The organism is Bacteroides sp. AF32-8BH (genome assembly GCF_003435205.1).
In the GTDB taxonomy this organism is placed as follows: Bacteria; Bacteroidota; Bacteroidia; order Bacteroidales; family Bacteroidaceae; genus Bacteroides; species Bacteroides ovatus.
Genome location: NZ_QVLZ01000004.1, coordinates 90,622 through 112,284, shown reverse-complemented (window position 1 = coordinate 112,284; position 21,663 = coordinate 90,622). Strand labels below are relative to the sequence as shown.

The following is a 21,663-nucleotide window of genomic DNA, read 5'->3' as shown; positions in this document are numbered from 1 at the left end:
AATGCCCCGATAAAAAATAGCAAAGGGAATATAAGTGGAAATATACAATCCACTCAAAGAAATAACTACCTGATAATAAACACATTAAAACTTAACAAGCTCACATTAAAAGGTAGATTCGGCACAGATTTTATTAACGGATTTTTGCCACCAAATCTTCAAAATCATCTCGTGAAACACGTGCTTTGGTCTTCACTCTTGAACGATAATTATAGATCGTATTCACCGAGTAATGCAGAAGTTCTGCAATCTGAGAACTGTCTTTTATTCCTAAACGTATCAAAGCAAAAATACGCAGTTCGGTGTTCAGTAATTCATCCGGTTTCAATACGATTTGTTCTTCCGGTAATAATAAGGCATTAAGAGATTCCACGAAATTAGGAAAGAGATGCAGGAAAGCGGAATCAAAGTTCGCATATAATTCTTGTACTTCAACGGTTACAATGTCATTACTAAGATGTGTCATTTTGAGTAATTCTGCCACTTGTCCGCGTTGCAGTTTCTTATTTACCAACTTTCTGTACGCTTGCAAACGGTCTACATATACAGAGCACAGTTTGAAGAAACGGGCAATATAGGCTTCTTTAATAAGATTGGACTCGGAAAGTTCCAGATTGGTAGAACGAAGATGACAGTTCACTTCCTCGAGTTCTTCATTTAACGAGAAGAGCCGTTCGTTTACTTCCTGCAGTCCTTTTTTGGCGATGGAAAGGGCCTTCATCTGTCGGTAGATATAGATTAATGCAATCACCAATAACAACGCCAACAAGGCTACGCACGTAATATAGATCAGTAATTCCCGATTCTGTTGCTTGATAATATCCTGATAATTCCCGTTAATCATGGAAAGCGGAGTGATATTCATCCAGCTCCGCAACCGCGTTTTATAGAATTGTGATATTTCCCATGAGAAATTGATATAGTCATAGGCACGTTTCAAATCTCCTTTGCTATTCAGTTCCTGTGCCAGTACCATTAAAGAAGATTGCTCCTTAATGGCGGAACGTACATCTGATATAGCTGAAAGTACCAAATAATACAAATGCTCGTCTTTCTTGCCCATGCTCTCAAAAAGGCGGAAACGCTGATAGGCCACTAATGCATATTGAGGGGTACCAAAAGAAGCCTCCGCAAGCCGACGGTCACTGAACTCAAGAGCCTCATCATATTTTCCGGCTTCTCTTAGTTGCGTCTCACGCAACCACAGATATGTAGCCGAAGATGGATCTAAAGTAACCTGCATGGAATCACGGTATGCATGGCTCAATTTAGCATAACGGGAAGCAAACATCTTATAACGGGGTTGTGCCGCTCCTGCTTCGAAATATACATGCTCGTAGCAAGTATAGTAATATCCCAAAAGAGACGATGGCAGTGTCTGACGATCAATCAAGTTAAGTATATCTGCTGCTTCCATATACATTCCAATGGAGGATAACAGATAGGATAGCTCCAATTGAATTTTAAGTTCCCGCTCTTTGTCATTCAACTGGCGTGCTAACAGCATATTTTCATTCAGATAGTGGAGTGCAGAATCGGAACTGTATGCTTTATATTCAAGATAAATATCGTTATTCAGATGATAGCGTTCGACAGAAAAGGGAGGTGTCTTTCGTGCTTTTTTTTTCAGCTCATGGAGTTTGTTCTCTTTAATTTGCACATAAGTATCGGCTTCCTTAATCGTTTTATCAAGCACATTCAACAATGAATCCAAGCTTTCACCAGCAAAAGCTGAATGGCAGGAAAAGAAGAGCAAAAAGCAGAGTAGACAGTTCTTTTTCATTAGGCGGATAGACTTTAGTGAGTATGAGATGATAGAGATTAACCGGACAAATGTATAGAAAATCTTTGTAACCTAACTATAAATAGTTCATAAATTAAAGGAACAAACAGTCTATTATAAGGAAAAAACAGGAGCCAGACAGGGTATGTGTTACATTATCATTAATAAAAATGAGTCTTACTCTATCAGACAAATCCATTCCCGGATACATACCTGATGAAAATAAATACCATATTACCAACCGAAGCTCTTACCAATAAAAGTATTATCTTTGTTGCATGAAAAAGTTAGTCATTGTAGGATGTGGACGACTTGCAGAAATCGTTGCGGATGCAGTTGTCAAAGGCTTATTACCAGATTATGACTTGGTAGGTGTCTATTCGCGTACAGCTTCAAAAGCAGCGCACATCGTTCATAAAATGCAGCAACATGGCAAGCCTTGCATTGCTTGCGCCACATTGGAAGAGTTATTGGCATTAAAACCAGATTATCTGGTGGAATCGGCCTCTCCTGCCGCTATGCGGGAATTGGCTTTGCCGGCATTGAGAAACGGAACCTCTGTCATTACCTTGTCTATCGGTGCTTTGGCAGACGAGACATTCTATCGGGAAGTGGCAGAAACCGCCAAGGCAAATGGTACACGAATCTATATCGCATCCGGAGCTACCGGTGGATTCGATGTTTTAAGAACTGCCTCTCTGATGGGAAATACGACGGCCCGCTTCTTCAATGAAAAAGGTCCTAATGGACTCAAAGGAACTCCCGTTTATGATGATTCTTTGCAAACGGAGCAACGTACAGTTTTCTCCGGTAGTGCTGCGGAAGCTATTCGCCTCTTTCCAACCAAAGTGAATGTTACAGTTGCCGCCTCACGGGCTTCTGTCGGTCCGGAGAACATGCAGGTATCCATACAGTCTACTCCCGGATTTGTGGGAGATACGCAAAGAGTAGAAATCAAAAACGATCAGGTGCATGCCGTAGTAGACATTTATAGTGCTACATCGGATATTGCAGGGTGGTCAGTAGTGAGCACCCTGATTAATATCGCATCACCCATTGTATTCTGACAAATTGGCCAACACTTTTGCGCTCAGGCGGTCAAACGCCTGACGCGTGCGGCCAGTAGACACCTGCATACAACGTACATGCGGATGATTGAGCAGTTGCTCACCCCCCAATGCGCCTATCGTGTCACAAAAACAAAGGTTATCACCTTCCAGCCATTCAGTAAAAGCAGCCTCATCCCATGCTGGTGACAAACCGGTATTGAATAAGATCTTCCGGTTACCCATCTGCTTAAATTCCTCTTCGTGCAACAGAATCGTATTTTTATTAAGGCAACAACAAATGACTTCACTCTCTGCAAGGAGTTTCCCCAATGACAAAAAGCGATATCCTTTGGCAGTAGCCGCTTCTTTCTCACTGCGGGCATAATATGAAATATCAGCACCAAAGAACTTCAAAGCGTCCGCTATCATGCCGCCCGACTTACCCAGTCCGACTATTCCGACTTTCAATCCGGTGATCTCACGAGGCAACTCCTCCCACGATTCCTGCCCAAAGCCGTGCAAACAGCGCACCAACTCACTGACTACATATTCCACTACTCCCTCGTCACCATAATCCCGAATACCTGTCACCGTGATACCCCGTTCATTAGCATAGCGAATATCGACATTGGCACTTTCGGGAGAATAGAGTGAACAACACATTCCAATGTATTTCACATTCGGACAACACTCGAGTACATACCGGTTGATACGGGAGGTATAACTCAAAAGCACCGCATCAGCATCTCCGATACGGGCAATGATTTCATCATCATTCGCGGGTATGTCAGGATACATCACCACCTGACCGGCAAATGAATACAACGCTTTTTCGGCCGACGGAACCAGACTGACCGGCTCTATAGCTACAAGTTTCTGAAACATCGTTTTTTTATTTTAGATTATTCGCGGTTAAGATAACCAATTGAAGAATAAACACTTTGCATAATTTGGGGAATTGAGAGATAACAATTTGGTAACTGTGCGCATTTTAGCGATTTGCAGAGTTGTATCTTCAAGTAACTCTTTCGAATACAAAAGTAACAAAATTCTCTCAGGAAACAAACTCACGACCGGTTTTTATACAATTCGACAGTAAAAAAAACTCCGTTATTCGATAATCTTCCTTTTGACAGAGGACAGCTTTCCTAAGTCATGCGGAGTAAATTGTATAAAGCAAAAGGATCCCTGCAATTTGACAGTAGGGACCCTTTTTGTAAGTTGGGCGGAGATATATTTTGTAATCTGCCGATGGCAGAGCGTTTTTAATCGACTACTAATTAAGATATAATCTTTTTACGACAACATATGCCGTCTACCGCATCAGGCATAAAATTGGATTTCAAAAAATAAATCAGACCGCCTCGAAGTTCAACTTCGGGAAAGGCGCGGATTACTGCTGCGCAAAGGTGATGCTATTCCATCTCATGAGTTGGCCGTTGGGCATCACAAGCCATTCGTTGTCGCTGAAGACTTTGGGGGTGGCATTGCCATCCTGCTTCTTGTCGGCGTTCAGCACGAGGTCGCACTTGGCGGGATTGAATGCGCTATCTCCGTAATGACTGTCTCTGTTGTGAAAAACGGCGGTGCGCTCTATACTGCTGCGACCATCACTTATGTCAACGAAATTTCCGGCTGCGGTGGCTTCTATCCGGGTGAGGCTGCGGCAGCCCGATACGATATAAGTGCCGAACTCGGTACACTTCGGTATTTTGAGCGTTTCGAGGCCCGTGCATCCGTAGAAAGCCTCCTGGCCTATCGCAGTCACATTATCCAAAGCGAGCGTCTCCAATGAAGTGCATCCCCAGAATGCGCTTAGATTAATCCAGGTAACCTGCGAAAGATTCACCTTAGTCAGCGCAGCGCAACCTGAAAAAGCACTACCTCCGATTACCTTCATATCACCGGGCAGCGTCACCTCCTGCAAGGCGGTGCAATTCGCAAAGGCGACATCGGGCAGAGTTGGCGTTCTACCCCAGTCCGTCACTCCGGTGAGGTCGCATTTCGTGATTTTTTTATTATTGATAAATGTACCCCAGTTACCGCCAATTCCTGTTTTGGAAAGTTCGCCCGTCAGCTTGATTTCGGTGAAGCCTGCGGCGAGGGCGGCAAGGATGGTTAGCTGCGCTTCGTCGGCAGTCATAGAGGTCATGTCGATGTTGCCGGAAGTGGGGGGTGTGAAATTCTTCAGGCGCAGCTTGATTTGATGTTCCGCCGCAGGGTCGAGGTAAAGCTCGAAGTTGTCGCCGTACTTCTGACTCGGCTCTCCATAGAGGCTGACCATTGACTCCGGATTCACTTTCAGACGGTCGCAGTCCGCCTGCGTCAGTTGGTAACCGCCGGCACCCTGGGCGATGGAGGTTACACCGGTCATGTCGAGAAAGAGGTGCACATCCCCCGTGAGGGCTTTCGGAACGGAGATAAGGGGATGGGAGGCGGCCGGGTCAAAATAGCAGGCTATGTCTATGTAAGCCCCGGCAGCGGTCTTTCCCCCGTTCAGCACGAGGGTGGCGCCACCCCAGACGCTTACACAGTACGAACGGCCTGTCGTGTAAGACAATTCGCAGCCGTCACCCAGTTCCAATGCCGCTTGCTCGCCGGAAGCCAGAATCATGCGTTCATATTGCCCGTTCAATGCCACGTCTTTGCCCAGCGTAATCCTGCCGTTGTAAACAGCTACCGCGGTGCCCATATCCTGTCGGTCCAGATTGATATTGGTGAGTTCGATATAAACGGCATCGTCGTCGGGGTCGGAATTGCCGAGGAAGTGGTGGTTGTTGCCGTTTTCCCCTTCCCAGGTGAGGGTGTGGCCGCCGCCGTCTATCTTGAAGTAACCGCTGCCATTCATGGGAGGGGTGTTGTAGTCACCTCCCGCGGGTATCGTGATGTCGGCGCCCAGCGTGACGAGTGTCGGAGCGTCGGCCGAGGTGCCGCCCGTCTGCAGGGCGTCGAGCAGGGCGTCGTATGTGGTGACGGTGATACCTTCCGGCACGGGCTCCGTTACCGGATCGTCCTTGCTGCACGAAGCAAAGACTACTGTTGCACATAGCACTAACAAAGAACAAATCTTTTTCATGTTGTTTTATATTTGATTAATATTCATGGGAAAACAAAAAAGCGCAGAGCGGTCTATGCCCTACGCAGCAAAAATATAATGAAAATTTTGGATGATTGGTGCACGTTTACGCATATCTGACGTCGAAACGTGCAACACAAGTGTTTTTTGTGGATTTATTGTATGTTGGAACAAGCTGTATCGCCAAATATACAACAGATTGGAGGTGTTATCTATTTTTGTACTCGGTAAAAGATCCCCCTGTTATCTCCCGGAAGATTTTACAGAAATGGCTTTTGTGGGCAAAACCCGAAAGCTCGGCAATCCTCTCCATTGTATAATCCGGATGTTTCGCCATTTGCTCTGTGGCGTATTCTACCCGTTTATTGTTCACCCAACGTTTGAAACTCACCCCGTAAGTCGAATTGATGAATACAGATAGTTTCCGTTCCGGGATATGCAGAGCCTCGGCATAGTCGCCCAGCACAACACCCTGCTGGAGATACAATAATAGTTTTACCATTTCATCTTCCAGTTCCTTGTCTCCTTCACTCTCCTTTGCCGGCTGCGACTCTTCCTTCTCCTCTATCGCGGGCAAAGCCTCATAGTAAAGTTTGTATTGGTAGTTGATATACCTCACTCCAAAGTCAAAGTAGTACACTGTAATCACCACCGTGATTATTCCGTCGAATAACGGGGCAGGGAATATACTGAACACCAGAACGGCAATACCGATGCAGGCAGCCTCGTAGAACAATCTCGAAGCCCACCGGAATTCATATTTGTCGGTGTCGGAGAAATAGTTCTCAATCTTGGCTATATAATTCCGTTGCTCACGCCGGAATAAACGGACGTAAATCACGATCTGCGTCAGATAAGTAGCCGCAAATACAGTTCTTAACAAAAGAACCGGATTCGTGATATTCGCTATATACTCATCCACCGAATAGATCCTCACATCAGGAAATAGAAGTATCGTTAATAGATAGAGTCCCACAAAAAACAATGTCGGGCAGAGGTGTCGCAAAATATTTCGCCGGCAAACGTATGGTGAATGAAAAAGTATCAGCACGATAAAAGTAAAAAGCGCCGCCTGCAACTGTGCCGCAACGAGCACAGGCATTGCAAATATCTCGGCAACGCTCTCCTGTACCCTGTTGTAAAGGATAAGCGCATTGCACAGAGCCACGATAATCGATGCAATACCCAAGAATCGTTTGGCATTGCGGTAGTGCGGGTTTATCAGCTGTGGGGCTGTTTGAATCAACAGTAGAGCCATCCCCATCGTCAGACAACCGAAGATATTGAAGTAGTATATGATATCCAACATATTATAGTTTGTGTTATCGGTCAAACAACATTCGGACGAGAAATCCACTGTAAGGCTGTTTCATAGACACCTCATCACCGTTTTACCTGTATTCACAGCCAAAGGTACTGTATTTTTTTAGCCATACATCATACTTATACCACATTTTGCACTGATTCAATCCATTCGGGTAGATACTACCTCTTCATTTCTCTGTTCTGTTCCCAATCTCCAATCTTGTACGACAAAGGTTTCCATCGATATTCCGTTAGATTTCACTACTCGCCATCCGGTTCCTTTCGTGGCGGTGCAATGAAATGCATCTGATTACCCCGTCCCTCTCGCTTAATAATGCCTTCGGCTGCAAAAGATTTAAGATCGTCCAATGCAGTATTCTTCAGGCGTCCTGTAAGTTGCGTATAAGTGGCTCTTGTGATGAAGCCATGCTCTCCGATATATTGCAGGACGAGTTTCTTCAGATTGTCTCTGTCCCACTTACGCGAAGTGTTGAAATCGACACACTTTCTACGCTCCAAATCTCCGCGAATACCCACACGCATACTCTTGGAAGCACGGAAATTCACCCCGTTGAAAGCTACGGATTCAGAACGAATATCATTCTTATTTGCGACTAATCGGGAAGCTTTCACTTTGGCTGAAAAGAAGCCGAACTCTCCCAATTCGACGCGGTATCCTTCACCTAGATATTGCAATACATCGTCTTTCAGTTCCATCAGGATACCTTCTATCACTCCTTCCTTAAATCCGGTTCTCTTAGCAACGCCACGGATCAATCGTTCTGCCGGAATCGTTCCACTGTAGACAATGTCGGCATACATTGTTTCCGTTTCTCCTTCCTTAGTAGTCAAGGCAGGCTTTTTCTTTAAATTGTAAAAGGCCATAATCTTATTGTTATATTTAAGACTTTTCAGTGCAGAGAATAAAGATTTTCAGTGCAGAGATTTATCATTGTTTATGCACTCGGGTAGTTGTCCGGTTGTAACGGGACAATAGTCACTTTGTAAACAGCCTAATGTCACCTTATAAGGTGATATTTATCACTGCATAAGGTGACCACCTGTCTTTACAAGGGTAAAAAACAGTAAAGATACAAAATTAATTAGCGGAAAGCAAGAGACGGCACAATAAAGCTCAATATATGATTGTAATATGATTGCAAAATAAAATTCATCTGCCAACTACCGGACATCGGTTTCTCTTTATTTATTCACATAGATTTGTTGATTTCTAAATTATTTCAGTACATTTGCCCGACCTACTTCTATTGCAGAAAGGATGAAAATAGACGAAATACAGTGCATAAAAGAACTACGCAACGGCTCCTACCAGGCTTTTACACAGATTTATGAGGCCTATGCCGACCGACTTTACAGCTTTGTTCTTAAACAACTAAAAAATCGTTCCCTGACACAGGATATTGTTCAGGATACATTTTTACGCCTATGGGACAACCGTAACCAGTTGAATAGCTTCGGCAATCTGCAAGCCTTTATTTTCACTATTGCCAAACATCAGGTAATCGATTATTTCCGCAAACAGGTCAACGAACTGCAATTCGAGGATTTTATGGAATACTGCGAGAACCAGGCAACTGACGTATCACCGGAAGATATCTTATTGTACGACGAATTCCTGCAACAACTCCAACAATCGAAGAAAGTTCTGTCACAACGGGAACATGAGATTTATGAATTAAGCAGGGAGAAACATATCCCCATCAAGCAAATAGCCGAACAACTGGATCTCTCCGAACAAACGGTGAAAAACTATCTGACTTCCGCCCTGAAGATTCTTCGCAGCGAAATGATGAAATATAATATTCTCTTTATTTTCTTCCTGTAACAAGAATAGCACTTTCAGTAGGAATAATTAAAACTCCACAAAACTTTACAAACACCTACTATTCCTAACTTTTTCTATGCTCTACAACATAAAAGAAGTCTAGTACTCCCTTTATGTATTTACGTATAACCTATAGAAACACCAATAATATGAGTCCACAATTTAAAAAGTTATATTGCCAGTACATCGAAAAAGGAATCACCTCTTCCGATATTGGAAAGTTCAGAAATGAACTCAACAACATACCTGACGAAGAGTTATGGAATACCATGATAGATATGGAAAACGACACAGTAGAGATAAAGATGCCTCCTATGATGAAAAAGCAAATTCGAAAGGAACTACAACAAATCATTTGGAGACGCCGTTGGCTGCAATATATGAAATATGCTGCCATTATCGCTATCATCCTATCATCCTCTTTTGGACTTTATACATGGATGAATAACCCGGAAAGTCAAATGGTTGCTGTAACAGTTAAAGCTGGCAGTAAAGCAGAAATGGCTCTCCCTGATGGTACATTTGTACATCTAAATGCGGCTACAAACCTGGAATATGATGTAAACAACTCCAAGCAACGCCTCGTCAAACTATCAGGAGAAGCCTTTTTCGATGTTGCCAAGAATCCCGATTGCCCATTCAAGGTAATAATCAACGATCTGCAAATTGAAGTAGTAGGAACTTCATTCAATGTAAAGACCTATAAAAAAGACATTGTAGAAACATCTTTACTTAGCGGACGAATCAGAATATCAGGTGGTTCACTTCCCCATGAATATACGCTTTCACCTGGACAAAAGGCGACCTATTCCGCTATGGACAAAACACTACGAATAAGCAAAGCGGATGCCCATGTTGAAGCCGGATGGAGAGATAATTACCTCATCTTTGAATCCACACCATTAATTGATGTAATAGCCCAGATAGAACGATGGTATGGGGTGGAAATCAGATTGCATCATAAGCAAATCGCACAAGATCTACTATCGGGATCTTTCCGAAACGAAAGTATACAGAATGTCATAAGATCCTTAAGCATACAATACGGATTTAAGTACGAGATACATAAAGATATAATAACTATTTACTAATTTAAAAGAAAGGAGCTTATGGAAAACACACAGTAGTTAAAATCAAAAAAGAACAACCAAAGAATCGCCCAATCCTTTGGTTGTATGGAAGTCGATAAAATTTTATACATCAAAACATTATCAACTATGAATATCACAAAGTTAACATTTTTATTGAGAAGGAAACTGCGGAACAGCCTTATTTTTAGAAACTTTACCATTTTATCCGCTGCTATAATTTTATTCCCTTCGGGAGTGTTTGCCCAAGAAGGAAATGTGTCCATTCATATCAAAAATGGCACGGTAAAAACTTTCATGAAACAAGTAGAACAGCAAACGAGATATACTTTTGTATACCGGAATCATGTTCTTAACGATCAGACTAAAGTGACAATTAGCTGCACAAAGAAACCTATCAGCGAAGCGCTCTCACAGGTATTTACTCCTTTGAATATATCTTATTCATTTACCAACAACACCATCGTATTGGTAAAGCAGGAGACAGAACAAAGAAGTAATGAAAAGAGAGCGATTAAAGGAACCGTACTAGATGAAAGTGGAATTCCTATTATTGGCGCCAATGTCATGCAAGGAAAAGGAACCGGAGTCATTACAGATATTAACGGAAACTTTACCATTGTAGCAGATCCTAACCAACCACTAACAGTATCTTATATTGGATTTGACTCACAACAAGTGAAAGCCGGCAATAAAAACAATCTGAAAATATATTTGAAAGAGAGTAGCATTGCATTAAATGAGATAGTTGTAGTCGGCTATGGCTCCCAGTCCGAAAAACTAGTAACCACTTCTATCAGTAGCCTGAAAGTGGATGATCTGGATCAAGGCAGTGACTACAATGTAGCCAAGATGCTGCAAGGTCGTACTCCTGGTGTAAATGTAGCCTCTGCCAGCGGTACCCCCGGTGAACAACCGAGTGTACGGGTACGCGGTATTGCATCCATCACAGGTAACAGCACCCCATTGTATGTGGTCGATGGAGTTCCCAGTGAATCAATGCCTATGCTAAACCCCAACGACATCGAACGCATGGACGTATTGAAAGATGCTTCAGCTGCTGCCATCTATGGTTCGCGAGCTAACAACGGTGTTGTCATCATCACCACAAAATCGGGAAACACCAACAGTAAAACACGCGTAAATGCCAGTGTACGCCACAGCCTTGGATGGATTGCCAACGATATACCAATGGCAAATGTAGCAGAATATACTCGTACTATGCAAGCAGCCGTAGATAATTGGAATGTGCAGAAGAAGGACACAAAATCATTCTTTATCCCCGACCGGATTACCGAAACAGACTGGCTCGGACTCATTCAACGTGATATAGCACACTCTACTACGGCATCTATCAATCTCTCGGGAGGTAATGAGAAAACTACTTTTTTCACCTCTGTGGGATTTAACGACCAACAAGGTATCATCCGCACCAGCGGATTCCAGCAAACCAACCTACGGGCAAAATTTACTCATCAGCTGAACAAATGGTTTAAACTGAATCTGAATCTCACAGGATCTTACAGCCGTTTCGATAAAGTGGAAGAGTCATCTACCAGTTTGAAAGTGATTCGTACTGCCCGTGAAGAACAACCATGGATTGGAGCTTATCGGGAAGATGGAGGCTATACAGTGATGTCAACAGAATTATGTCGTCATAATCCCGTTATGCTGATTAATGAAGAAGACTGGACTGTACATAAGAAACAAGGAGTAGCTGCCCTTAGTTTTGATATTACTCCTATCAAAGGACTCAAATACACTCCCTCATTCAGCATATACGGTATTCTTGATGAAGAAAAGAAAACAATTTCAGAGAAACATGACGCACGTTCCAAAAATGCAGGATGGGGTGCACTTAGCGAACAGAAAAATGTAAGTTACCGATATGTTATAGACAACGTAATTTCGTATGAAAATAGTTGGGATAAACTGACTTATTCAGCCATGCTTGGTCACTCATACGAAGAGTATAACTATGAAACTTTTGGAGCTTACAGTGATAATTACGCAAACGGTGCTTATCCTTCTTCCAGCTTCGGTCTGATAAATTCCGGTTCTAACATCTACGCAGGTAGTATCGGATATAATGCATATGCACTCGAATCTTATTTCGGACGTGCCGCCCTGAATTGGGATAATCGCTATATCTTAAATGTAACGATGCGTCGTGACGGTTCTTCACGTTTCTCAAAAGATAAACGTTATGGAACATTTCCTTCTGCTTCTTTCGCGTGGCGGATTATCAACGAACCTTTTTTCCCTAAAGGCACGCCACTGAATGACTTAAAGCTACGCGCCAGTTGGGGTAAGACTGGCAGTATGGATGGTATCAGTAACTGGGCAGCTATGTCATTAGTAACTTCGGGAGGAAATTCCTATAATGGTTCATCCGGTTTTAAAATCGGAGCAGATGCTGCGGATCTTATCTGGGAGAAAGCTAATCAGGTGAATGTCGGAATCAACGCAGAGCTATTCAACGGACGACTGGCGCTATCTGTAGACGGATACTATCAAAAGACAAGCGGATTACTTTATAATATCAGTACACTTGCTACAACAGGATATACTACCCGGACAGCCAATATCGGCTCGCTGGAGAACAAAGGATTGGAAGTGATGGTGAGCGGTAAAATATTCGATGGTCCTTTTAAATGGGAGCTTGCTACTAACCTCTCCTATACAAAAAACAAACTATTGTCATTGGATGGAGTACTTGATATGAAAATCAACGGTGGTGGTGCCAATACCGGTAAAGTAATGCATGCTTTAATGGTAGGTAAACCGGTTAGTGCTTTCTATATGTTGCGTCAGGATGGTATTTATCAAACCAACCAGGAAGTACCAAGCAAACTCTACGCAAAAGGAGTACGTGCCGGTGATTGTAAGTACTTTGACTACAACAATGACGGAGACATCACAGACGATGACCGCATGTATGTAGGAAAGGTTACACCTGACATTTATGGTGGTATCACTTCGACTATGAACTGGAAAAACTTCGACTTATCCATTTTCTGCCAATTTGCAGCCGGAGGTAAAATCCTGTCAGCATGGAAAGGCTGCGGGGGAACAGAAGGTACGGAACATCTCGGCTTAGCGTCCAGCAGTATCAAAGGTTACAAAAATGGCACACTGGTCGATTCGGAACAATTCTATAACATATCAAAATATGCCGCCAACCATTACTGGAGGGGAGAAGGAACTAGCAACACTGTTCCACGCCCTACTTTGGCAGGCACGTTCACCGGCGGTTTCGGAAACAATCTTGTTTCTACCCGCTATCTGGAAGATGCTTCTTATTTCAAATTCAAAACCATCACATTGGGATATAGCCTTCCTCATTCTCTGTTGTCAAAAATACATGTAACGGGAGCTCGCATCTTTGTTTCTCTCGACAACTTTTTTACACTGACCAAATATTCCGGATATGATCCGGAATTCTCATACGAAAGTAATCCGACAGGCAACAGCTACGGAGCAGATTTCGGAGAACAAGCCACATTAAAGAGTTTTATCATAGGTGCAAGCATTAACTTCTAAAACTAACGATATGAAAAATATAAAACTATTATTCACTCTGGTTTTAATGACCATAACTGTACTCGGCACGAGCTGTTCTGACTGGCTGGACGACATCAGCCCCCGACATGCAATTCCTCAATCAGCCTTGACGGATGATGATCTCGAAAAGCTATTAAATGGAGTATACGCCACTATGGAAAATTATACATTCACTTTCTGGTGGTTGGATGATATACAAGGGGAAAATTTCAAAGCAGGTCCTGGAGGAGGTCAAATTACAGACCCATGTGAAATGTCTCCCTCGTATACCAATCAGGCAATTAACATTCTCTCCTTTTGGAGAAACTCATTTACAACATTGCACCAGGTCAATTTTCTCGTAGAAACTTATGAAGCTTCCGAAAATAAAGAAAGTGCTCTTATGAAAAAAGTAGGTGGTGTCTCTTACTATTTCCGTGCATTTATTTATTATCGTCTGGCCTCTCATTATGGAAATGTCCCCATCCTGCGTAAACGTTCAAAAGAGGTGGTTCCTATCTCTCCGGAAGCTGAAGTATGGACATTCATCGAAGAGGATTTGGGTAAAGCTATCCGCTTACTGTCAAAAGCAGATTCCAAATGGTACGTATCTTCTGACGCAGCAAATGCACTTGCTGCACGTGTAGCTCTTTTCCAGAACAAGATGACGGATGCTGCAAACTATGCAGAAGCAGTATTAGCTAATCCCAGTTTCTCGCTCGCATCCACCGCTATGGATTTCTCTAAAAATTGGGTTGCAGGAAGTTCAAGTCCGGAAATTATATTTGCCTATGTTAATAATTCAAGAGCATCCAGTCCTCTAAACTTCACATTATACGTTAATGACACGGACGGTTCATGGAATTATGCTCCATCTGATTGGTGTTATAGTAGTCTTTTTGCTGATGATAATACTCTTTCACGCAAAGGAGACGTACGGTTAAAAGCCACATTCACCAGCCAAGATGCCAACCGCGTAATCAAATATCCGAATGGGACTTATCAATTGGCGGAAACGTCAGATTATACCTGCACACCGGTAGTAATCTCCCGTATTTCAGAAATGTATCTGGTAAAAGCCGAAGCTCTCGGAAAAACGAACGGAGCCGCCGCATTAGTGGAATATATGAAAAAAAGATATACTACCGCTCCAAGTGAAGCAGCAATCAAAGCTCTATCGGACAAAGAATATCAGACATTGATCTTGGACGAACGCCGTCGTGAATTTTATGCTGAAGGTATGCGCTGGCAGGACATCAAACGTACAAATCGCTTAGAATTGCTAGAAACACTTGATGGTCGTACTTATCTGATGTATTATCCGATCCCTCAAGATGAGATTGACATGGCCGGTACGGTAGCCTACCCACAAAATCCCGGATATGCGGGATATACAGGAAATTAATAACAAAACCTTAAATGATTATTATGTGTATGACAACTATTAAAAATAAAGTACGGATATGTCCGTTCATATATATTGTTTGTCTTTTATTATTTGCCGCATGCAGCAACGAAGACAATGCCGGGAAAGATATTCCTTCCGCAACTTTCTCAATCGCTCCCGAAAGAGGGCAAATAGAAGGTGAAATACAATTCACTAACGCATCTTATGGAGGTAGTGGCAACTTTACTTATGTATGGGATTTCGGGGACGGAACGACTTCTACCGAAGAAAGCCCGAAGCACGTGTACAATGAGAAAGGTATATTTGTTGTTAGTTTGACCATAACCGACAGCAGTGGAAGATCGAACCTCTACCGGAAAACAATTGAAATTACCGATAAAGTAGTAGAAAAAGGAGACCTCACATTACTATGGACCTCCTCCACTCATTTAGCCAAGTTAGTTTCCAATTCCGCCGCTCTTTCTCCTGATGAAAAAACGGTTTACATCAATAGTAATGACCACATATTACATAGTTATGATGTAACTTCAGGTATTGAAAAATGGTCATTCGACATGACTGATCCATCTTGGGGAGCGCAGGCAACAGGAGGCTCAAACATGACACCGTCTGTAGATACGGATGGTACAATCTACATTGGCACAGGTGACGGAAGCAATGGTAAACTATTTGCTATCAATCCTGATGGAAATAAGAAATGGATTACTTTCAATGATCCGACTACCGGTTTTTGGAATAAAGGTAACGCCGCCAATGCCAAAATGCGTAGTGTGTCACCAGCATTTGATGATAAATATGTATACTGTGGTAATGGGGGAAGCACCGGTTCAATGATTGCGGTAGACAAAACAACAGGAAACCGTGTTAGCTATTTAACTAACGCAGATGGTACCAGCGGTCCTGCCGGAGGTGTTTATGCAGGTCCTGTTATCTCCAAACAAGGAATGATGTATATCATGTGTACCAACTACGGAATGTTTGGTGTAGCAAAAGCTACTATGGCTAAAGATGACAATACTTTCAGCCCATGGGCATGGAGAGCATTTGACAGTGGTTTGAACAGCGGCTGTCATGCATCAATGGCCATAGACAATGAAGGAAATGTATATGGCATGATTTATACATCTGATCTGACTACTACCATCTATTCCGTTGCCAGTGACGGTAGTGTACGTTGGACTACCCCTATTGAGAATACCGGCAAACAAGATCAGGGAGGAGTCGTTATCGGCACAGATGGCACTGTATATGCCTCATTGAAAAGTCAGGGAGATATGCCTGGCGGAATTGTTGCATTGTCAGCAGGTGGAACTATCAAATGGCAATATGAGATATCAGAAAGTGTTAGCAGTACTCCTGTTATTGATAAGGATGGACATATCTTGTTCGGTACGGAACGTGGTAATTTCTATATCCTTGACGCAAATGGTACTGACGCTATTGCCGTACTTGATGTGGCCGGAGCAATTGCTAACAGTGAAAGTGCTTATGCATCCGAATGGGCTGCAACACAAGGCAAATTCTGGAGTTCACCGGTAGTGGATGCAGACGGGACTATCTATGTGGCCATTACTAACACCCAAGATGAATCGAAAAGTTTATTAGTGGCCCTGTCATCCAAATATGTGAAAGGATTACCAACAACAGGCTGGCCGATGCGTGCAAAAGACGCTCAACACACTGCTACAGTAAAATAATTCAAATCAAACAGGATAGGTTATTTCGATAGCCTATCCTACATTATCTAATAAATAAAATAAAAAGACTATGAAGAAAGTATTTTTTCTTTTGGCAATCATCTTACTTGTATCCGGGCAAGTAATGTGTACCAGTTGCGGCTCTTCCAATGATGAATATGAAAACAAAAATCAGCCGACTCCTCCGGATGATAATGAAGACCCGGAGGACCCAGGTGAAGAACCTGACACTAAAAGTTTAACAACCGACTTAAAGAATCTTTCCAGCAACACAAGTCTGAAAATGTGGACTTGCGCTCATCGTAGCAACACCTATAAGGGAATACGTGACGGAATTCCTGAAAATTCTATTCCCGCTATCCAATATGCAATAGAAGTCGGTGCCGATATGATTGAAATAGACCCTAGAGCAACTTCTGACGGAGTAATCGTAAATATGCACAATACAACCATTAATGCTACAACAAACGGAACTGGTGCTGTAGCCAATATGACTTATCAAACTCTTTATCAATATTTTTTAAAAGGTTCTAAAGGTATCACTGAATACAAAGTGCCTACACTTGAGGAAGTATTGGATGCTGCGAAAGGCAAAATCTATGTTTGTGTCGATGTAAAAGAGAAGGGTCTTTTAGGTAAAATCATTAAAACGGTTGCAGAAAAAGGGATGATCGACCAGGTTTGCTATTATACTGGTTCCAGTACATCATATATTGAAGAAATGAATACTATTAACCCTGGAGCCATTCCTTTTCCATGGGTATCCACTGCGGCAGAAGTAAAAGTCCTCGCCAAATATTACAGTAAAGTACAAATGGTACAATTCGGAATAGACAATGCATCTCTCACTGAACTAATGGGAGCTATTAAAGATGCCAAGTTAGTAGGTTATGCCAATCATTTAGATTGGGATAGCGATCTACTGAATAGTAAATATTCGCACCTTCAAACTTTTATAGATAACAAAATAGAAGTTGTGCAAACTGATTACTCTGATCTTGTCAACTCTTATTTAAAAGAAAAAGGATTAAGATAACTTTATAGGATAGTTTTTCATAGGTACCCAATATAGATCAAAACATTTTATTTAAGAAAAGCACGTATGACAAGGAAAATTATATTTCTATTATCAGTTCTTCTGGTTTCATTATCTGCTGAAGCAGAATCCAGAATTGATAAACTATTGAGGAATCTTCACGACAAGAATTCTCAATATGTATTTGTTATAGCTCACCGTGGCGACTGGAGGAATGCTCCGGAGAACTCCATACAATGTATAGAGAATGCCATCGCTATGGGAGCAGACATGGTTGAACTTGACATTCAGCAAACCAAAGACAACAACTTTATTTGTATGCATGACGCAACGCTAGACCGCACTTCAACAGGAAAAGGCGCCATTAAAAACTATACGACAACAGAACTAAAACAATTTGTGCTGAAAAGTGGAAACGGTATAAAGACCCGCCGATCCATACCCACTTTAGAAGAAGCGTTAATGACATGTAAAGATCGTATTCTGGTCAATATAGATAAAGGCGGAACATATATAAAGGAGATTCTTCCCATCATTCGAAAATGTGGAATGGAAAAACAAGTGATTATAAAAGGAAGGTATCCTGTCGAGAAAGTTCAAGAGGAATATGGAACCAATACCAGTATGCTCTATATGCCTATCATTCATTTATGGAAAGAAGAAGATATAAAAGCGACCGAAAGTTTTATTAAAGACTTTACGCCAATAGCCTATGAACTCTGCTTCAAAGACGAACAGACTTCAAATTTAAAGGTTATTGATAAAATTGTACAATCTGGTAGCCGGGTATGGATGAATACTCTATGGGATAGTCTATGCGGTGGACATGATGACGAAAACGCCCTATTAGAAGGTAAAGATAAGCATTGGGGATGGATACTGGAACATAAGGCAACTATGATACAAACTGATCGTCCCCAAGAATTAATCAAATACTTAGAAGATAAAGGTTTAAGGAAACTATAAAATACCAACAGCAACTTAACACATTTGCAAAAGAAAAAGGCCAATTCACCCCCATGAATTGACCTTTATTTTTTCTATCTGTCTCTGTTATAATCTTTCATTCCTGTTATTCAGCCTTGAATTTGATCTTCAGAATCTTACTGATAGCCGGTTTATATTTCTTCAACATTCGGTCGAATCCCAAGTCATTCGGATGGGTCCCATCTACAGTCCCCTCATGGTCTGTTCCCAAGAATTGATCTTCTTTTATGAAATACAGGTTTTTGACATTTTTCTTTCGCAATACTTCTACCTGTTCAGCGATGGCCTCGTTCTGTCGTTTTACATTCTCAAGAGCTTTCTGGTTGAAATTACCTGTTTCACGTATCAATGTCTGTATCACAATAATAGGCGTATCCGGATGCTTCTGGCGCAACGTCATTACAAAATCAACAGTCCGGTCGGTTATCTCTTTGGGAGAAGGATTAGGAATACAATCGAGAATGAAAGCATCCGCATCAATATCCGCCAACATCTCGGCAACTTCTTTCTCCATCTTGCCGTTTCCGCTCAATCCTAAATTGATAAAATTATATCCGCTGCTACGGGACAAACGAGCCGGATAAGCCATCCCGGGACGACTGGCAGATGCTCCCTGCAAAATACTGGACCCGTATACCACTATCTTTTCTTTGAACGGATTTTCTCCTTTACGTATGTGTGCATCAGAAGAAACACCTATTTCCAGACTTTTCAGTTCATCATATAAAGGCAGATATAACAAACATTCTTTCTCTTCCGTACCCATATTATCAACAAGCACTTTTTCCGTAGTCACACCACCCGGTATCCCTACTCCGGCAAATTGCCATTTTCCATCCCGTTTGATATATAAATCCAGACCTTTCTGAGCAACTCTGGTCAGATTGGGTAACTGGTAATTATCAGGAACCATCCATTTGGCTTTTATGACGGGGCTATTCGTTGTAAAAGAGATAGCCAGACCGGCAGAGTTTGTGAATAGTTTCTTCACTGTGGGAGGCATTGTACGATACTTGGCTGTATCTACCCGATGGAAGTATTCGCCTTCGGTAGTTGCTTTGCCTACCAGTAAAAGCTCTTGAGCCGGTACATAGGTAATGTTATCCTTTTGTTGTCCGGAGGCTGTGAAGGGAAGCACCATCAGCCCCAAGCAAACCCAGACATTTCGTATTAAGTTTTTCATAATCAATTTTATATTAAATTTCTTTCGCTACCATCCAGCGCTCTACATTTCGTTTCTCTGCGCTAAACTCTACACCAACTTTTATCACTTGTTGATCCTCTGCCATATAAGGAAAAGCATAACCTTTTTCTTCAATCTGCTCCATGGCCTGCTCAACAGTCCCATTCAGCTTGAATTCGAAAATATAGATGAACTTCGGGGTTCGTACAACCGCATCTGCACGTCCCCGTGAGCTATGTACTTCTGCCTGCGTGAATTGTCCCATCAGTTTGAATATTAAATATATGATGACTTGATAATGACGTTCAGTCTGGTCATTCAACTCGTAAGGAAAATCTGCAAAGAAAACTTCAAAGCGGTGCATGAAAGCGTCAACATTGCCTGTACGTAGTTCTTGAACAAACTTACCTATATAAAAGCTTCGTTCTTCATCCGTGACTGCCGTATAAAAGGGGAGTAAAAAGTTAAGAAAGCCATAACGTACTTCGTCGTTAGGAAAGCCTAAACGATAAAGTCTAAACTCTCTGTCATAATCTTTAATAGTCAGATAACCACTCTGATAAATCAATGGAATAGGATTTTTCCTATCAGCACAATATTCAGTGAAAGCGGAAGCAGCTGTCTCTATACCATCCATCAGCAAGCGAAGATCATAATCGCTCTCTTTCAATAACTCCACAAGGAAAGTAGGAGTTCCGGTCTGAAACCAGTAATTACCGAACTCTTTACTGAAAAATGCATTCAGAACACTGAATGGATTGAACACTCCTTCTCCATTAGGATGAAAATGATAACCGTCATACTGCCGGGTCATTGTTTCCACAACTTCTTTCGTATTGATGTCATTTGCTTGCGATAAAGCTGCAATCTCCGGTTCAAAATTAGCAAGAAATTCTTCGCGGGTGATTCCACAAAGAGTAGAGAAGTCATAATTCAGACTGATGTCATTCAATTGGTTCAGATCACTAAACACACTTACTTGCGAGAATTTGGTGACACCTGTCAGAAAAGCAAAACGAAGATAGCGGTCTGCACTCTTCAACACACCGTAGAAAGCTTTCAAAGTAGAATGGTAAGAATCGAGAAGCGGTTCATTCTGAATAGCCTGTAGTAAGGGCTTATCATACTCATCCACCAGGACTACAACACCCCTGCCTGCTTGTTCGGAGGCACGACGAATGACACCCAAGAAGCGGGAAGACAAAGTGGTTTCATCTTCTCCCCTGCCATATATAGCTTCCCATTGAGTTAACTGGTTACTTAAAATAGCATCCAATCTGTCCGGTGAATCATATTTCTCGGCATTCAAATCCAGATGCAGTACGGGATATTCTTCCCACTTCTTTTCTAATTGTTCCACGGCAAGTCCCGTGAAAAGGTCACGCCGTCCCTTGAAATAGGCTTCAAACGTAGAAATTAACAAACTCTTTCCGAATCGGCGCGGACGGCTTAAAAAAAAGGTTTACCGATGTTTGCTATAGTCCACATCAATGCGGTCTTATCTACATACAAGTATCCGTCATTGCGGATATCTTCGAAAGTCTGAATCCCGATAGGGAGTTTTCTGCCCGTCACCAACATACAATTTCTACTATTAGATTGTTATCACATACGTATCTGCTACAAAAATACGAATTCTGGCAATGAAAGCAAATCTGTCAA

General features: G+C 42.1%; 14 protein-coding genes and 1 pseudogene. 8 read left to right on the top strand and 7 right to left on the bottom strand.

The features are described 5' to 3' along the window. Window positions 1-133: 133 nt before the first annotated feature. On the bottom strand, window positions 134-1,783 hold the full coding sequence (locus tag DWZ47_RS04365) for a DUF6377 domain-containing protein (protein WP_117512378.1): 1,650 nt from the start codon (window positions 1,781-1,783) through the stop codon (window positions 134-136). Window positions 1,784-2,061: 278 nt separating this feature from the next. On the opposite strand from DWZ47_RS04365, the gene DWZ47_RS04360 reads away from it, so the two are divergent. After that, on the top strand, window positions 2,062-2,850 hold the full coding sequence (locus tag DWZ47_RS04360) for an aspartate dehydrogenase domain-containing protein (RefSeq protein ID WP_117512377.1): 789 nt from the start codon (window positions 2,062-2,064) through the stop codon (window positions 2,848-2,850). Here the strand turns inward: DWZ47_RS04360 and DWZ47_RS04355 are convergent. The 4 genes from DWZ47_RS04355 to DWZ47_RS04340 form a co-directional block, all read right to left on the bottom strand. Beyond that, window positions 2,833-3,717 carry an NAD(P)-dependent oxidoreductase gene (locus DWZ47_RS04355; RefSeq protein ID WP_008776127.1) on the bottom strand — a complete coding sequence of 295 codons (885 nt, stop codon included), beginning with the start codon at window positions 3,715-3,717 and terminating at the stop codon, window positions 2,833-2,835. The two genes, DWZ47_RS04360 and DWZ47_RS04355, sit on opposite strands and share 18 nt — an antisense overlap. Before the next feature lie 508 nt (window positions 3,718-4,225). Then, window positions 4,226-5,908 (bottom strand): leucine-rich repeat domain-containing protein, encoded by a 1,683-nt coding sequence (locus DWZ47_RS04350; protein WP_117512376.1) that lies wholly within the window; start codon window positions 5,906-5,908, stop codon window positions 4,226-4,228. 208 nt (window positions 5,909-6,116) lie between these two features. After that, window positions 6,117-7,217 (bottom strand): AraC family transcriptional regulator, encoded by a 1,101-nt coding sequence (locus DWZ47_RS04345; protein WP_117512419.1) that lies wholly within the window; start codon window positions 7,215-7,217, stop codon window positions 6,117-6,119. A gap of 257 nt (window positions 7,218-7,474) precedes the next feature. After that, window positions 7,475-8,098 carry an HU family DNA-binding protein gene (locus tag DWZ47_RS04340; RefSeq protein WP_008648950.1) on the bottom strand — a complete coding sequence of 208 codons (624 nt, stop codon included), beginning with the start codon at window positions 8,096-8,098 and terminating at the stop codon, window positions 7,475-7,477. Window positions 8,099-8,492: 394 nt separating this feature from the next. Here DWZ47_RS04340 and DWZ47_RS04335 point away from each other — a divergent pair, with 394 nt between their 5' ends. From DWZ47_RS04335 to DWZ47_RS04305, 7 genes are all read left to right on the top strand, one after another. Then, window positions 8,493-9,059: an RNA polymerase sigma factor gene (locus DWZ47_RS04335; RefSeq protein ID WP_004298079.1), complete on the top strand. Its 567-nt coding sequence runs from the start codon at window positions 8,493-8,495 to the stop codon at window positions 9,057-9,059. Between the two features lie 149 nt (window positions 9,060-9,208). Next, window positions 9,209-10,150, top strand: coding sequence for a FecR family protein (locus DWZ47_RS04330; RefSeq protein WP_117512375.1), 942 nt, complete (start codon window positions 9,209-9,211; stop codon window positions 10,148-10,150). Between the two features lie 294 nt (window positions 10,151-10,444). Continuing rightward, a complete protein-coding gene (locus DWZ47_RS04325; RefSeq protein ID WP_410492096.1) occupies window positions 10,445-13,690 on the top strand; it encodes a TonB-dependent receptor in 3,246 nt (1,081 codons plus the stop codon). A 10-nt stretch (window positions 13,691-13,700) separates the two neighbouring features. Further along, complete coding sequence (locus tag DWZ47_RS04320) at window positions 13,701-15,095, top strand: RagB/SusD family nutrient uptake outer membrane protein (RefSeq protein ID WP_117512374.1); 1,395 nt, start codon at window positions 13,701-13,703, stop codon at window positions 15,093-15,095. 29 nt (window positions 15,096-15,124) lie between these two features. Next, window positions 15,125-16,795 carry a PQQ-binding-like beta-propeller repeat protein gene (locus DWZ47_RS04315; RefSeq protein WP_224440830.1) on the top strand — a complete coding sequence of 557 codons (1,671 nt, stop codon included), beginning with the start codon at window positions 15,125-15,127 and terminating at the stop codon, window positions 16,793-16,795. A gap of 70 nt (window positions 16,796-16,865) precedes the next feature. Continuing rightward, window positions 16,866-17,831, top strand: a complete 966-nt coding sequence (locus DWZ47_RS04310; protein ID WP_004298068.1) for a glycerophosphodiester phosphodiesterase family protein — start codon at window positions 16,866-16,868, stop codon at window positions 17,829-17,831. 66 nt (window positions 17,832-17,897) lie between these two features. After that, window positions 17,898-18,797 (top strand): glycerophosphodiester phosphodiesterase family protein, encoded by a 900-nt coding sequence (locus DWZ47_RS04305; RefSeq protein WP_004298066.1) that lies wholly within the window; start codon window positions 17,898-17,900, stop codon window positions 18,795-18,797. 106 nt (window positions 18,798-18,903) lie between these two features. Here the strand turns inward: DWZ47_RS04305 and DWZ47_RS04300 are convergent, their stop codons facing one another. Together DWZ47_RS04300 and DWZ47_RS04295 are read right to left on the bottom strand one after the other, a co-directional pair. Next, window positions 18,904-20,001, bottom strand: a complete 1,098-nt coding sequence (locus DWZ47_RS04300) for an SGNH/GDSL hydrolase family protein (protein ID WP_117512373.1) — start codon at window positions 19,999-20,001, stop codon at window positions 18,904-18,906. 13 nt (window positions 20,002-20,014) lie between these two features. Beyond that, window positions 20,015-21,582: pseudogene (locus tag DWZ47_RS04295) on the bottom strand (ATP-binding protein). Window positions 21,583-21,663: the final 81 nt, after the last annotated feature.